Annotated in this window: 11 protein-coding genes; 6 read left to right on the top strand and 5 right to left on the bottom strand. The window is 68.0% G+C overall.

Features of this window, described 5'->3' with window-relative positions; all coding sequences use genetic code 11:
• The first annotated feature begins 3 nt into the window (after positions 1 to 3).
• From ACWEIJ_RS15900 to ACWEIJ_RS15890, 3 genes are all read left to right on the top strand, one after another.
• Positions 4 to 771, top strand: coding sequence for an RNA ligase family protein (locus tag ACWEIJ_RS15900; protein WP_449837905.1), 768 nt, complete (start codon positions 4 to 6; stop codon positions 769 to 771).
• Positions 764 to 1897, top strand: a complete 1134-nt coding sequence (locus ACWEIJ_RS15895) for an AAA family ATPase (RefSeq protein WP_449837904.1) — start codon at positions 764 to 766, stop codon at positions 1895 to 1897. Before ACWEIJ_RS15900 ends, ACWEIJ_RS15895 begins: the two co-directional genes overlap by 8 nt.
• Before the next feature lie 68 nt (positions 1898 to 1965).
• Positions 1966 to 2334 carry a hypothetical protein gene (locus ACWEIJ_RS15890; RefSeq protein WP_449837903.1) on the top strand — a complete coding sequence of 123 codons (369 nt, stop codon included), beginning with the start codon at positions 1966 to 1968 and terminating at the stop codon, positions 2332 to 2334.
• A 132-nt stretch (positions 2335 to 2466) separates the two neighbouring features.
• On the opposite strand, the gene ACWEIJ_RS15885 is transcribed toward ACWEIJ_RS15890, so the two are convergent.
• The gene (locus ACWEIJ_RS15885; RefSeq protein WP_449837902.1) at positions 2467 to 3696 is read right to left on the bottom strand and encodes a DUF4142 domain-containing protein; all 1230 of its coding nucleotides are present in this window, start codon (positions 3694 to 3696) and stop codon (positions 2467 to 2469) included.
• Between the two features lie 260 nt (positions 3697 to 3956).
• Between ACWEIJ_RS15885 and ACWEIJ_RS15880 the strand changes: the two genes are divergently transcribed.
• The 3 genes from ACWEIJ_RS15880 (at position 3957) to ACWEIJ_RS15870 (ending at position 7680) form a co-directional block, all read left to right on the top strand.
• The gene (locus ACWEIJ_RS15880; protein ID WP_449837901.1) at positions 3957 to 4484 is read left to right on the top strand and encodes a sigma-70 family RNA polymerase sigma factor; all 528 of its coding nucleotides are present in this window, start codon (positions 3957 to 3959) and stop codon (positions 4482 to 4484) included.
• A 109-nt stretch (positions 4485 to 4593) separates the two neighbouring features.
• Positions 4594 to 4917: a hypothetical protein gene (locus ACWEIJ_RS15875; protein WP_449837900.1), complete on the top strand. Its 324-nt coding sequence runs from the start codon at positions 4594 to 4596 to the stop codon at positions 4915 to 4917.
• 222 nt (positions 4918 to 5139) lie between these two features.
• On the top strand, positions 5140 to 7680 hold the full coding sequence (locus ACWEIJ_RS15870) for a LuxR C-terminal-related transcriptional regulator (RefSeq protein WP_449837899.1): 2541 nt from the start codon (positions 5140 to 5142) through the stop codon (positions 7678 to 7680).
• Here the strand turns inward: ACWEIJ_RS15870 and ACWEIJ_RS15865 are convergent.
• From ACWEIJ_RS15865 to edd, 4 genes are all read right to left on the bottom strand, one after another.
• Positions 7640 to 8875, bottom strand: a complete 1236-nt coding sequence (locus ACWEIJ_RS15865) for an MFS transporter (protein ID WP_449837898.1) — start codon at positions 8873 to 8875, stop codon at positions 7640 to 7642. The two genes, ACWEIJ_RS15870 and ACWEIJ_RS15865, sit on opposite strands and share 41 nt — an antisense overlap.
• The gene (locus ACWEIJ_RS15860; protein WP_449837897.1) at positions 8875 to 10839 is read right to left on the bottom strand and encodes a PEP/pyruvate-binding domain-containing protein; all 1965 of its coding nucleotides are present in this window, start codon (positions 10837 to 10839) and stop codon (positions 8875 to 8877) included. The genes ACWEIJ_RS15865 and ACWEIJ_RS15860 overlap by 1 nt, the downstream gene beginning before the upstream one ends.
• A 214-nt stretch (positions 10840 to 11053) precedes the next feature.
• Positions 11054 to 11677 (bottom strand): bifunctional 4-hydroxy-2-oxoglutarate aldolase/2-dehydro-3-deoxy-phosphogluconate aldolase, encoded by a 624-nt coding sequence (eda, locus tag ACWEIJ_RS15855; RefSeq protein WP_449838194.1) that lies wholly within the window; start codon positions 11675 to 11677, stop codon positions 11054 to 11056.
• Between the two features lie 297 nt (positions 11678 to 11974).
• Complete coding sequence (gene edd, locus ACWEIJ_RS15850; RefSeq protein ID WP_449837896.1) at positions 11975 to 13831, bottom strand: phosphogluconate dehydratase; 1857 nt, start codon at positions 13829 to 13831, stop codon at positions 11975 to 11977.
• Positions 13832 to 13921 lie beyond the last annotated feature (90 nt).

The raw sequence follows: 13921 nt of genomic DNA, 5'->3' as shown, positions 1-13921 counted from the left end.
GGCATGTTGCGCAAGTACCCGCGAACGCCCCACCTCGAGGGCTCGCGCCTGCAACCGGGCGACGAGGACCTCGACCAGGTGCCGTTCCGCGCGATCGCGGGACGGCACCTCGTCGTCGAGGAGAAGCTCGACGGTGCCAACGCGGGCATCAGCTTCGACTCCACCGGCACGCTGAAGTTGCAGTCACGCGGTCATTTTCTGACCGGCGGCCCGCGTGAGCGGCAGTTCGCGCCGCTGAAGGCGTGGGCCGCGACGCATCGGAGCGTGCTCTGGGAGCGGCTCGGCACGCGGTACGTGCTCTACGGGGAATGGTTGTACGCCAAGCACACCGTGTTCTACGACGCGCTGCCGCACCACTTCTGCGAGTTCGACCTGCTCGACCGCGAGACCGGGGAGTTCCTGTCGACACCGGAACGCCGGCGGGTGCTCGAAGGCACGCCGGTGGTCTCGGTGCCGGTGCTGCACGAGGGCCCGCTGCGGACGTTGAAGGAGCTGACCGCGTTGATCGGCCCGTCGACCTGCCGTACGCCGGCGTGGCGTGACGTGCTGGCAGCGGCGGCACGCACGGCGGGTCAGGACCCGGAAGTCGTTGTCGCGGAAACGGATTCCGACGACCACATGGAGGGCCTCTACATCAAGGTCGAGGAGGGCGGCCGCACGGTCGAGCGCTACAAGTGGGTGCGTCCGACGTTCCTCACGGCCGTGCTGGACTCGGGCAGCCACTGGCAGGACCGCGCGATCCTGCCGAACCGGGTGGTGCCGCGTGTTTGAGGAACTCTGTCCAACAGGTCCACTGTGGACTCTGGACTGGGGTGCCGTCCGTTCGGCGTTCGCCTGGGTGCGCGCTCTGGAAGGCGTGCCTCAGGACCCGGTCCACCACGCGGAAGGCGACGTCGCCACGCACACCAGGATGGCGTGCGAGGCGCTCGTCTCACTGCCGGAGTGGCGTGCCCGTCCGGAACCCGATCGCGTGCGGCTGTTCGCGACCGTGCTGCTGCACGACGTGGCGAAGCCGTTCCGCACCCAGATCGAGAACGGCCGCGTCACCGCGCACGGTCACTCCCGCGCGGGCGACCTCCTGGCGCGACGGCTGTTGTGGGAGATGGGACGTCCGATCGCCTGGCGCGAGCACGTCGCCGCCCTGGTGCGGCACCACCAGGTGCCGTTCTGGGCGCTGGAACGACCCGACCTCGACCAGATCGCGTTCCGCGTCAGCCTGCTCGCCCGCAACGACGACCTGGCGACACTCGCGCGCGCCGACATCCTCGGCCGGATCTGCGGCGACACCGAGTCCGTGCTCGAGAACATCGCCTTGTTCGAGGAGTACTGCCGCGAACGCGACTGCCTCGACCGCCCGCGGCTCTTCCCGTCCGACCACGCCCGGTTCCAGTACTTCCGCACACCCGGCCGCGATCCGAACTACGCCGCTTACGACGACACTCGCGTCGAGGTGACCGTGCTGTCCGGCTTGCCGGGCGTCGGCAAGGACCACTGGATCGCCGCGAACCGGCCGGGCTGGCCCGTCGTCAGCCTCGACTCCGTGCGCGAACGTCTCGGCATTGCCCCTGACGGTGACCAACGAGCGGTGGCGGCGGCAGCGTTCGATGAAGCGCGTGTGTTGTTGAGGGCGGGGGAGCGGTTCGTGTGGAACGCGACCAACATCTCCCGCCAGCTGCGCGAGCGCTGCATCGGGCTCGCCGCGGACTACCGCGCCCGGATCACGTTGATCGGCCTCGAAGCCCCGAAGGCGGTGATCCACGCCCGCAACCGCGCCCGCCGGGAACCGGTGCCGGCTGTGGTCATCGACCGGCTGGTCGACAAGTGGGAAGCGGTCGACCTCACCGAGGCGCATGCCGTCGAACGGGTGGACACGGCACAGACGCCGACACGTACTTAGCGCGCCGGCCGATGCCTCCTACAAGAGGCCCTGCTCACCTGTGCCCGATCCCTCGGGAGGCGTTCGCCATGACCGACGCTCGGCTGACCAGATCCGTCCGCCTGATCTTCGAGTTCGCCGCGGACGGTGTCCGGCTCCTGGAACAGCACCCGGTCAACGTGACCGTCGGGCTGTTCCGCGACCACGAGGCCGGTGACTACGTCGAGGTCCGCGACCGCGACGGCCGCGCCGTCAGCCGCGTCCCGGTGTGGGCTGGTCTCGGCAGCAACGTCGAAACGTTCCCCGAAGATCCACATATCGGTTCGGAGAGCCCGCGGGTCCTGACCGTCGTGGTGCCCGCTCCACCCGACGCCGACCACGTCGCCATCGTCCGCGACAGTCGTGCGAGTGGGCGCACTGGCGTCGAGGTTCTCGGCACTTTCCGCCTTTCCCGCTGACCACGTCAACTCCGCATCGCGCTGACCTGCGCCTTAGCAATGAGTCGTTTGATGGCGTCGTCAAACGACTCATTGCCAAGGCGGGTGACATACCGGTTGGCGAGGGCTTGCAGCCGATATATCAGTGGGTCGTCAGCGGCGGTGTTCGCCGTGGTGGCCGACGGCCCGGACGAGCCAGAGCGTGCCCGCGCCGGCGACCACGAGGACGGCGATGCCGGTCAGGAAACCGATGCTCGTGGGGGAGTCGTCCGGCTGCGGAGCCGGAGTGGCGTTGGGCTTGGGCCCGACGATGGCCGGCGCGTCGGTCATCAGCAGCGAATTGGACTTCACCAGGCCCGTGCCCTCCAGCAGGAGCATGTGCTTGAGGAGGAGCGTCAGACCGGTTTGTGCGGCGTTGCGCACCGGGGCGCTCTTGGTCGTCGCCCGTGCCTGCGCGACCTGGATGATGAGCGAGCCGTCGGCGGCCCGCGACAGGTTCGCGAACATGCGGTCGAGCTCGTCGCCGGAGCTGGACGAGATGGCGTTCGCCCACGACTTCTGCTCCGTCGTCGGTTCGCTGGGAAGGTTCACGCCGATCTGGCTCGCGGCCTCGGTGACCGCCGTGGCGAGCTGGGCGTGTTCGGCGGCGAGCTGGCTCGCGACCTTGCGCACCTTCGCGTCCCGGGCCCGGTCGGAGCTCTCGCGGCTCGCCGGCTTCTGCCAGAGCGAGTGCTGAGTGAGCAGCACGAGCAATTCCCGGTCCGCCGGCTCGATTTTCTGACCGAGGATGTGAACCGCGTTCACCTGCGCTTTGGCCGCCACGAGTTCAAGGGCGGACGGATCGACCAGACCGGTGTTCTCAAGCGGTGCCATCGTCCGGATCAGCATTTGCACGGCTTGGTGGGCAAGCGTGCGAATAGTGGTGTTCTGCGTGGTGGCCCGCGTTTGTGTGGCCATTACGAGAAGACTGCCCTGGGCCTGCCGCACGATCGTCGCGTAGGCGCGGTCGTGGTTGTCGCCAGTGCGTTCCGCCATCTCGTTGATGAGCGCCTGGTTCTCGCTGCTCACATCGTTCGGCAGTACCACGCCCAGTTCGGTGGCGGCTTTGAGGAGATCGACGTCGAGCCGTGAGTGCCCTTCGAAGATGTCCCTTCCGGCATTGCTGATGGCGGCATTCGTGGTGCGCGCCGGAGCTTCTTTGCTGACGGGTACGATCCATGAGTTCGCTTGTCGGAGAGAGACCATGAAAGAACGTTCTGACGGTTGCACGTCGGTCGACTGCGCATTCGCCGGGACTGCCCCGATCAAAGCCCCGATAAATACGGCAGATGAGACGGCAAACAGTGCTGCCTGCTGCCCCAGCGTGCCCAACCGGTGACGCATAGTGCCCGTTCCTCCCCGCGATCGAGCTGCCTTCAAAGGTGATACGTGCAGGTGGGGCTGTAGTTCACCATGCATGCGAAGATGGTGATGTGACGTGGATCACACAAGAACTTGCGAACCATTCGAGCGTGATTTACGTACCCGAGAGGATTTCGTGTTCACGATGTAGGATCGGCTGGATTCCACGCTCGGCCATCGAGTCGCTAGGTCTGCCGCCCGAAGCGAACGCGTCGCCGATATCTGGGGAGGTCGCAAGCTTCATGGGTGATCAGGGCAAGGTCGCGCAAGTCCATCAGGACGAGGAATTGCTCACGCTGCTCTACGGGCAGTTCCAGCGGATGTTGTTCTCGCAAGTTCTGTGCCTGACCAACTACGACCGCCAATGGACGGAAGATGTCGTCCAGGAGACGTTGATCAGGGCTTGGCAGAACTCGGCCCACCTCGTTCGTGAACCGGGGATGTTGCGCGGCTGGCTCACCACCGTTGCTCGTCGCATTGTGATCGACGGATGGCGCAGCCGGCAGGCGCGCCCGCAGGAAGTGGAATTGCTTCGCCCGGACATCGCCGAATCTCCGGATGACACGGAACAAACACTTTCGGTGATGGTCATTACCGAGGTGGTACGCCAATTGAGTGATGAACACCGCTCGGCCATATACGAAACGTATGTCATGGGGCGAACGGTGAAGGAGGCCGCGATCGTTCTGGGAGTCCCGGAAGGAACCGTCAAGTCCCGGCTGTACAAGGCGATGCACACGATCCGCCGGGCGCTGCAGGACAGGAGCTAGCGTGATGGTGACCCGTCAACCACATCACGAACACGTGCACGTAGTAGGTCTCGAAGACGCCGAAAACCGCACGAGCCCAGACGGGCCGTGCGGTGATGTTGCGGCGTATGTGCTCGGAGTCCTCGAACCCGCGCAGCACGTGATCTTCTCCCGGCACCTAGCCGGGTGCGAGGGCTGCCGCCGTGACGCGGCGGACTTCGGCGTGTTCGCGCCGGTGCTGCGTGAGGCCGTCAGCCAGCCCGCGGGCCGCAGACCGTGCCGCATCACGCGCAGCATCCTGCTCGTGACGGCGGGCGTCGTCGTGGCCGTCGCCGCGGTGCTGTCGGTCGTGGAGTCGTTGTCCACGCACACCGTCAGTCCGGCCGAGGTCGGCACCCTGAGCCGTGCGGAGTCTGCTCACGGCGAGCTGTTTCCGCTGTTCTGGACCGTGTGAGAGGAGGCGGAAACCGATGAGCGCGCAGGCGAGGCGGAGCCATCCGCGCATCAGCCTGGCCCAGATCATCGCCGTCTCCCGCACACGTCACAGTTTCATTGACCGTTACCTGTGGGTAAGTTTGCCCGACGGCGAAGCGCAGGTCTTTACGGTCCTCACCGAAGGAACACCGAAACGTTCGGCCTGCGGTCCTCTCGGTACCGAAGGCAGGGGTAGGCAGAGGTGACATCTCCACTACTCGGCCGGGATGCGGAACTCGCAGCTCTCGGACGTTTGCTGGACGACGCGTTGCAGGGAACGGCCTCGTGCGTGGTCGTCACCGGCGGCTTCGGCATCGGCAAGTCCGCGCTGCTCGACGCGTTCACGGCCGAGGCGAGGACGCGCGGCTTCACGGTGCGCCTGGCCAAGAGCGCGCGTCTGGAAAGTCACCTGCCGGGTGCTGTGGTCCGTCAGCTCGCACCGTGCCTCGCGAACGAACGCGACCTGGAGGAGCTGTACGCGCGCGCCGCCGGCTCCGCCCGCAAGGCGCCGATCCTGATGGTCGTCGACGACGTGCACGTCGCCGACACCTTCTCCAAGCGTGCGATCGCCTACCTGCGGCCCCGGCTGCAGGACCTGCCGGTCGTCATCGCTCTCGGTGCCTCGCAGGGCTACCTGTCCACGGACGAGGTGACGCTGCCCGAGATCGCCGGCGCCCACCCGCACCGCATCGATCTCGAGGGCCTCGACGTCGCGGCCATCGCGCAGCTCACCGCGAACTACCCGGACCGGGACCCGCGGCGCTGCCACGAGCTCACCGGCGGCAACCCGTACCTGCTGCAGGCGTTGCTGCGCGAGGAAGGCGAGGGTTCTGCCGCGGTCGGCGAGATGATCGGCATGCGGCTGCGCGAGTACACCGGTGCCGCCGAGGTCGCGAGGTCCGCCGCGGTGCTGGACGGTGACGCCGGCCTGGAACTGCTGTCCGCGCTCACCGGGTTCGACGCGCTGCCCGCCGTCGACACGCTCGTCCGCCTCGGCGTGCTCGCCGATACCGACCCGCTGACGTTCCGGTATCCGTTCGTGCGCAACAGCATTCTCGCCGACATGCCGGTCGCGGTCCGGTCCGCCGCGCACGCCCGCGCCGCCTGGCTGCTGTTCGAGTCCGACGCCCCCGACGAACGCGTCGCCGAGCACGTGCTGAAGGCCAGATCCGTCCGCCTGCCGTGGTCGGTCGACCTGCTGCGCGAGGTCGGCGGCGTCGAGCACCTGGAACGGGCCCTCGAGGAACACCTGTCCGAAGAGGACCGCCTGGCGATCGAGGTCGAGCTCGGCCACGCCGAACACCTCAAGGACAACAGGAACGGCCGCGATCGCGTCCGCGACGCGCTGACCGCCTGCGAGGACCCGCATCTCGCCGCGAACGTCGCGCTGTCGTTGATCCAGAACATGTGCACCGGCTCGGACGCGCACTTCGCGGTCTCGCTGGCGATCATGATGGTCGCCCGCCTGCTCCCGGAGGACCGCGACACGGTCTGGAACATCGTCTGCACCACGTACCTCCTGGCCGCGAACCGCGACGCGCGGATGGCCAACTGCGCGGGCAAGTACTACGACGACCTCGTCGGCGACATCCCGCAGGACCCGAACCTGCGGCGCGCACGGTCGGCGTTGCTCGCGGTCGGCAACGCCCGCAGCGGTGACTCGTCCGCCGAAGCCGTCGAGCACGCGCTGGAGGCGCTCGACGGCGAGTGGGTCGACGTCTTCGGCGAGCCGTACCTCTTCACGTTCCTCGTGCCGGTGCTCGCCGACCGTCCTGAGCACATCAACAAGTTCTGGCTCTCCCACAGCACCGCACCGGTCTCGCACGACCCGCACCTGCGCCGCGGAATGCTGAGCATGATCGCTCGTGCCGCGGCCTTCCACAACAGCGGTGATCTCGCGCGCGCCTACACGTTCCTGACGCCACCGGTCCTGACGGGCAACACGGACTGCCCGGCGGTCCTGCTGGCGACGGCGAAGCTCGCCGAGGTGTGCATCGAGATGGGGCAGTTCGACGAGGCGGCGCCGCTCGTCACCGAGGACGGCGACCTGCTGCAGCACATCAACATCGTCTACACCCGAGGCCGGTTGAAGCTCGCGTCGTGCCACGCGGAGGGAGCGCTGGAGGACCTCCTGGAAGCCGGTCGGCGGCTCGCCGCGCGCGAGATGCCGAACCCCGCGCTGATGCCGTGGCGGCACCACGCCGTGCGCGCATACCTGGCGATGGGAAACCGCGACGACGCCGCCAGGCTCGCGCACGAGGAACTGGACCTCGCCAAGCGGTGGGGTTCCACGAGGGTGATCGGGACCGCGTTGATGAGCGTCGGCATCAGCACCGACGACGTGGACGTCCTCGCCGAGGCGGAACAGCTCCTCGCCTCGTCACCGCACCGGCTGCTGCACGCCCAGTCGTTGTACTGGCTCGGGCACCACCTGCGCCGCAAGGGCCGCACCGAGGCCGCCGCCCCGCACCTGCGCCGCGCGTTCGAGCTCGCCCGTCAGCTCAGCGCGCACCCGTTGGCCAAGCTCGCGGGCGACGAGGTCCGCGAAGAGGGCGACCAGGTGCAGGGCCTGACCAAGCAGGAGAACCGCGTCGCGCGGATGGCGGCACAGGGCCTGACGAACCGGCAGATCGCCGAGACCCTGCACCTGACCCGCCGCACGGTGGAGCTGCACCTGTCGAGCGCCTACCGCAAGCTCGGCATCAACGGACGAGCTGAGCTCGTCGCCGCCTTGTGGTCCTGACGGCGACCAGCAGACCCGCGAGCAACGCCATCAGGATCACCGTGACGACCGACGACAGCACCAGGAACTCGTTGAGCCGGCCACCGGCGAGGTAGGCGCCGAGCGCGACCGCGACGACCGCGCACACCGCACGGTCCATGATGGACTCCATCGACAGCAGCGTTGCGCGGTAACGGGAATCCGGGATGGCGTCGTTGAGCAGCTTCTTCTGGATGGGGAAGCTCATGCCCGCCGTGACGGAGAACAGGCACAGCAACACGATCGTCACGATGCCTCCGGACGGCACGATGAAACCGATCGACAGCGCCATCACGACGGTCAGCAGGAACACCGACTTCGCGGGCCCGATCTTCTTCGACAGCCAGTGCGGACGCGCGGCCGCGACGGCCTCGAAGATCGTCATCGCGGCGAGCACTGAGCCGTACCAGGTGACCGAGACGTGCTTCGACTCCAGCACCGGCTGGAACAGGTTCACCTGCAGGATCCGCACCAGGGTGAACATCGCGATGCCCTGCACCATGAGCAGGAGCAGCCATCGCGACCTCTTCAGGGCTTCGAACGCGCCGCCGACACCCGCGAGCAGCTTCGACGTCTTGCCCTCCGGCCGCTGCCAGCCGGGAATCGGCGGCAGCTTCAGGGCGAGCACCACGGCGATCGCGGCGTTGATCGCGGTGAGCCAGTACGGCGACGGCATGTTCCACTGCATCAGCAGACCGATCACCGGCCAGTAGACGATCTTGCCGACCAGGCTGTACGACCGTCCGACGCCCTCGACCTTGAGGTAGAGGTGCCCGGCGTCGTGGGCGTTGAGGTACTCGTACAGGTACGCGCTCTGCGCGCCCGAGATCAACGACCTGGCGAGCGCGATCAGCAGGAAGTGGACGAGGAACCCGGTGTAGTCGCCGGCGAGCACCGGCACCAGGTTCGCCACGACGAGCACGCTCGCGCCGAGCCACAACGACGTGCGGTAGTCGAAGCGGTCCGCGACCATGCCGGTCGGGATCTCCATGAGGCAGAAAGCGATGTAGTAGATCGACTGGATGCCGAAGATCTCGGCGTCGCTCAGCCCGAGCTGCTTCTGGTACTCGTAGAAGATCGGGATCCACAGCAGCAGCCCGAAGAAGAACTGGAAGCCGTACGTCAGGCGGACGGCACGCGCCACATCCGGAGTCGCCGGTACGCGAAGACCCAGCATCAGATCGAGTACGGCCGCAGCTGCAGGACGTGCAGGACTTCGTCGGTGGCGAGCCACTCGATGTCGACGGGCGAGTCGAACGTGTAGTCCGGCGAGAAGTGCGCCTGCAACAACCGTCCTACGATCGCGAGCCGTTGCAGCTGTGCGTGGGCCTTGGTGCCGAGATCTTCCTTCGCGTCACCGAGCGACACCGTGCGGCCGCCACCCTCCACAGTGGAGTATAGGTACTGCATCGGCTGCTTCGAGCCTTCGACGACGTCCGTGACGTTCGGTGAGACGTTGATGTAGACGTTGCGGAAGTCGTTGCGGTTCATGGGGTTCGTGGTGACCATGACACCGCCGAAGTCCGCCTCGACCTGCTCCTGGACGACGACGCCCATGAAGCAGTCGTCGAGCGAGATGCCGGCCTGTTGCCTGAGGCGCACGCTGCGCGCGGAGACGAGCGAGGCCCACACCTCCTTGACCGACTCCACGATCTTCTCCGCGGTCGTGACGTGGTTGTACGACTCGTAGATGCCCGCGGCGGAGAACCCGGCCAGGTCCTCGGCGTTCGACGAGCTGCGCACCACGAACGTCCGGACGCCCGCCAGGTTCTCGACGATCGCGCTGTCCAGTTCGGACAGCAGGTAGTCCGGCACGCGGGTCTTGCGGATCAGCCGCTGCAGCTCGACGCACAGCGGTTCGATCTCGCGGGCGTTGAGCTCCAGCGCCATCTTCAGCTTGCCGATGGCCTGCTGGATCTTCGGCGACGACTCCAGGAAGCCCTGGTGCATCGAGAACGGCAGGGCCACCCCGCGCGGCACCCGCACCCGTTCCGCGAGCAGCTGCCCCGCGGCGGCGAGCAGGTCGTCGTCCTCGTCGCGGTCGAGGAGCTTCGCCAGGTACGGCATGAGGTTGTCGCGCGGCGGGCGCGGCACCGAGAAGAAGCCGAGCATGCGGCGCGACCCCTCCGCGAGCACGTGGTGCAGCTCGCCGAGGTTCGCGGCCTTGGTGCCGTAGCGGTGGCTGTCGGTGTGGCGGATCCTGCCGAGGGCGAGGATCGGGTTGTAGGTGTCCTCGGGCTCCTCCAGCGTGATGCGCTGCGCGTACCAGGCCGGCCGCTGGCCGAGGTCCTGCGGCTCGTCGACGAGCCGCAGACCGACCGCCGCGCTCTTCGGCGACACCTCGTACTCGACCCACCGGCCGTCGAGGTTCTCGCGGTCGATCAGGTCGAACGCGCCGAGCTGGATGGCGTTCGGAATGGACCACCCGGTCGCCAGCACGTTCGTGTGCGACAGCGGAGTGGTGTGGCTCGCGTTGATGATGCCGGCCAGCCTGGGAATGTCGTCCGGAACGCGGTGCATCACCACGATGTCGAACCACTCCAGCGAGTTCTCCCGATACTCCTGCTCGGTGCGGAATGCGCGGAGACGGCCCTTCGCCGTACCCGGATTCAACGCCACGAACTCCGCGGTGGAGAACAATTCGTGCGCCAGGATCCGTGGAAGCCTTTCCACCGCGAGCTCGGCCACCTCCTGTTCCTGGAGGTGGTTGGCGGGCTTGAAGAACAACGGAACGGCGGCGTCGACGCTCCCGCGCACCTCGGCGTAGAAGAACTCGATCATGTCGGCCGGCATGGTGTCGACCTCGACCGTCTCCAGCGAGAACATGCGCCTGTCCTCGCGCTCGTGCAGCGACAGGATGCCGAGGAGGAACCGCCGGTCAGCGGCGTGGTAGAAGCTGTGGTTGAACTCGTCGATCCGCGCGCGCATCTCCTCCTCGGCGATGCCCAGGATCTCCTGGCCGATGTAGATCGCGTGGAACTCGTGACGCGCGTTGTTCAGGAAGTGGATCGTCCCGTTGTGCCGGTCGACGACCACCTTGACGAACGAATAACCACCCAGACTGCCGGAAAGCTGGTTGAAGGCCGACATGGTCAGCTGCTCTCCGACCAACCCCGCCACGTCGGCTTCCTGGACAGCCACACCCACTCCTCTCGCGCGCCATTGCAACGAGCAAGTGTGACACTCGGGAGTTCGGGGTTATTCCAGGAGAAATCTCAGTTGGCGACGCCGGAGTTCACTTCTTCTCAAACCTCTGTCAATTCGAGACCGGCGTCACCGCCGGTTGGGTGAAGAGTCCAACCTGACGGGACGCCGGTCTCGCAGTGTGAAGCGAATTTTCGGTTCGTGACCCCGGTTACCCGAGCTGCGACGCCTCGCGGGCGAGGGTCTCGATGCGCTCCCAGTCGCCCTGGGCGAGCGCGTCCTTGGGGGCCAGCCACGAGCCGCCGACGCAGCCGACGTTCGCCAGCGCGAGGTAGTTCGGCGCGGTCTGCGGCGTGATGCCGCCGGTCGGGCAGAACCGCACGTGCGGAACCGGCCCGCCGATCGACTTCAGGTAGTCGACGCCACCGGCGGCCTCGGCCGGGAAGAACTTCAGCGCGGTCAGCCCGCGCTCGGCCAGCCGCAGCACCTCGGACACCGTCGCCGCGCCCGGCAGGTACGGCAGCCCGGTCGCGTCGGCGGCGTCGAGCACCCGGTCGGTCGTGCCGGGCGTGACGAGGAATGCCGCCCCTGCCTTCGCGGCCTGCTCGGCGTGCTCCGGCGCCGTGACGGTGCCCGCGCCGATCACGATCTCCGGCACCTCGCGCGCGACGTTCTCGATCGCGGCGAGCGCGGCCGGGGTGCGCAGCGTGAGCTCGATGACGCGGACGCCACCGCGCAGCAGGGCCTGGGCGAGCGGCACCGCGTGGTCGGCGTCGTCGACCACGACGACGGGGATGACGGGCGACAGGGTGAGGAGGTCCGCGCCGGTGGTCACCCGAAGATTGTCACCGTTGGTCACTGCTGCTCTCCTTGATCGAAAACCGATATATCGCATACCGCCGCGCCCTCCGCTCCACCCACCCGGATGCAAAAGACGTTTGCGGACGAAGTCAAAAGACTCGTTGCAAAGGTGAGTGGGGCGGCGTGGCCGGGCCGGGTGGGTGCGGCGGGCTTGGTCGGGCGTCGCCACCCCTTTGCAACGGGTCGTTTGCCGACGAAGTCAAAAGACTCATTGCTAAGGGGCAGGTCAGCGGTGGTGTCGGGGTCAATGTATTGGTGGTGCGGTGTTCGGTCAGTGGTGCGTGACCGGGGCGAAGTGGTCGGCGGTGATGGGGCCGAACACCGTCGCGCCGCGGTCGGCAGGTCCGACGGTACGGCGCAGGGCGGCGAACAGCTCGCGGCCGGTGCCGACCCACTCGCGGCCCGTCGGCGGGAAGTCGACCAGCGGGCGGGAGGCGAGCTCCTCGGCGGAGACGTGGACCTCGAGGGTGCCGGCCGTGGCGTCGAGCCGGATGACGTCGCCGTCGCGGACCCGGCCGAGCGGGCCGCCGACCGCGGCCTCCGGGGTCAGCTGGATGGCGGCGGGGATCTTGCCCGAGGCGCCGGACATGCGGCCGTCGGTCACCAACGCCACCTTGTACCCGCGGTCCATCAGCACGCCGAGCGGCGGGGTCAGCTTGTGCAGCTCGGGCATGCCGTTGGCCTGCGGGCCCTGCTGGCGGACGACGACGACCACGTCGCGGTCGAGCTCACCGGCCTTGAAGGCCTCCTGGAACGCCTCCTGCGTGGTGAACACGCGGGCGGGGGCCTCGACGACGTGGTTCTCCGAGGCCACCGCGGAGACCTTGATGACCGAGCGGCCGAGGTTGCCCGACAGCATGCGCAGGCCGCCGTCGGAGGCGAACGGGTCGGAGGCCGGGCGCAGCACGTCGAGGTCCAGCGAACGGCCCGGGCCGTCGACCCAGATCAGCTCGCCGTCGGCCAGCATCGGTTCCTGGCGGTAGCGGTCGAGGCCGTGGCCGACGACGGTGTTGACGTCGTTGTGCAGCAGACCGGCGTCCAGCAGCGTGCCGACCACGAACTGGACGCCGCCGGCGGCCTGGAAGTGGTTGATGTCGGCGCTGCCGTTCGGGTAGACGCGGGCCAGCAGCGGCACGACCGCGGACAGGTCGTTGAGGTCGTCCCAGCTCAGCTCGATCCCCGCGGCGGCGGCGATGGCGACCAGGTGCATCGTGTGGTTCGTGGAACCGCCGGTCGCCAGCAGCGCCACGACGCCGTTGACCACGGCCTTCTCGTCGACGATGTGCGCGATCGGCGTGTAGCCCTCGCCCTTGGCCATCTCGACCGCGCGACGGCCCGCGTACTCGGTCAGCGCGCGCCGCAGACCGGTGCCCGGCGGCACGAACGAGGCGCCCGGCAGGTGCAGGCCCATCACCTCGACGACCATCTGGTTCGAGTTCGCGGTGCCGTAGAACGTGCAGGTGCCGGGGGAGTGGTACGAGGCGGCCTCGGCCTCCAGCAGGTCCTCGCGGGTGGCCTTGCCCTCCGCGTAGAGCTGCCGGACGCGGGCCTTCTCCTTGTTCGACAGGCCGGACGCCATCGGCCCCGCGGGCACCAGGATCGACGGCAGGTGACCGAACGACAGGGCGCCGATCAGCAGGCCCGGCACGATCTTGTCGCACACGCCGAGCAGCACGGCGGAGTCGAACATCTCGTGCGACAGGGCCACGCCGGTGGACATGGCGATGACGTCACGGCTGAATAGCGACAGCTCCATGCCGTCACGGCCCTGGGTGATGCCGTCGCACATCGCGGGCACGCCGCCCGCGAACTGGGACACGCCGCCGGCCGCACGGACCGCGTCCTTGATCCACGCCGGGTATTCCTGGAACGGCTGGTGGGCGGACAGCATGTCGTTGTAGGACGAGACGATCGCGACGTTGGACTTGCGCAGCGCGCGCAGCGCCGCCTTGTCGCCGCCGGTGATCCCGGCGAAGCCGTGCGCCAGGTTGCTGCACGCGAAGCCGGACCGGGACGTGCCGTCCTGCGCGGCTGCGGCCACACGTTCGAGGTACACACGACGGGAGTCGGCGCTGCGGGCGGCGATTCGGCGTGTGACCTCTGTCAGTACGGGATGCAGGTCGCTCATGGGGTCTCCGGGTCATCACGGGCCGTGGTGGGGCCCTTACGAGACGACAACGGTGGCGTCCCACAGACGGGCGTGACGCCACACACAGTA

This window comes from Lentzea sp. NPDC004789 (assembly GCF_053601075.1).
The sequence above is the reverse complement of the archived record's forward strand: the minus strand, read 5'-3'. Positions and strand labels throughout refer to the sequence as shown.

Coding starts and splice junctions, on each gene's coding strand:
- ACWEIJ_RS15900 (WP_449837905.1), top strand. CDS start 4: ATGTTGCGCAAGTACCCGCGAACGCCCCACCTCGAGGGCTCGCGCCTG.
- ACWEIJ_RS15890 (WP_449837903.1), top strand. CDS start 1,966: ATGACCGACGCTCGGCTGACCAGATCCGTCCGCCTGATCTTCGAGTTC.
- ACWEIJ_RS15885 (WP_449837902.1), bottom strand. CDS start 3,696: ATGCGTCACCGGTTGGGCACGCTGGGGCAGCAGGCAGCACTGTTTGCC.
- ACWEIJ_RS15880 (WP_449837901.1), top strand. CDS start 3,957: ATGGGTGATCAGGGCAAGGTCGCGCAAGTCCATCAGGACGAGGAATTG.
- ACWEIJ_RS15865 (WP_449837898.1), bottom strand. CDS start 8,875: ATGCTGGGTCTTCGCGTACCGGCGACTCCGGATGTGGCGCGTGCCGTC.
- edd (WP_449837896.1), bottom strand. CDS start 13,831: ATGAGCGACCTGCATCCCGTACTGACAGAGGTCACACGCCGAATCGCC.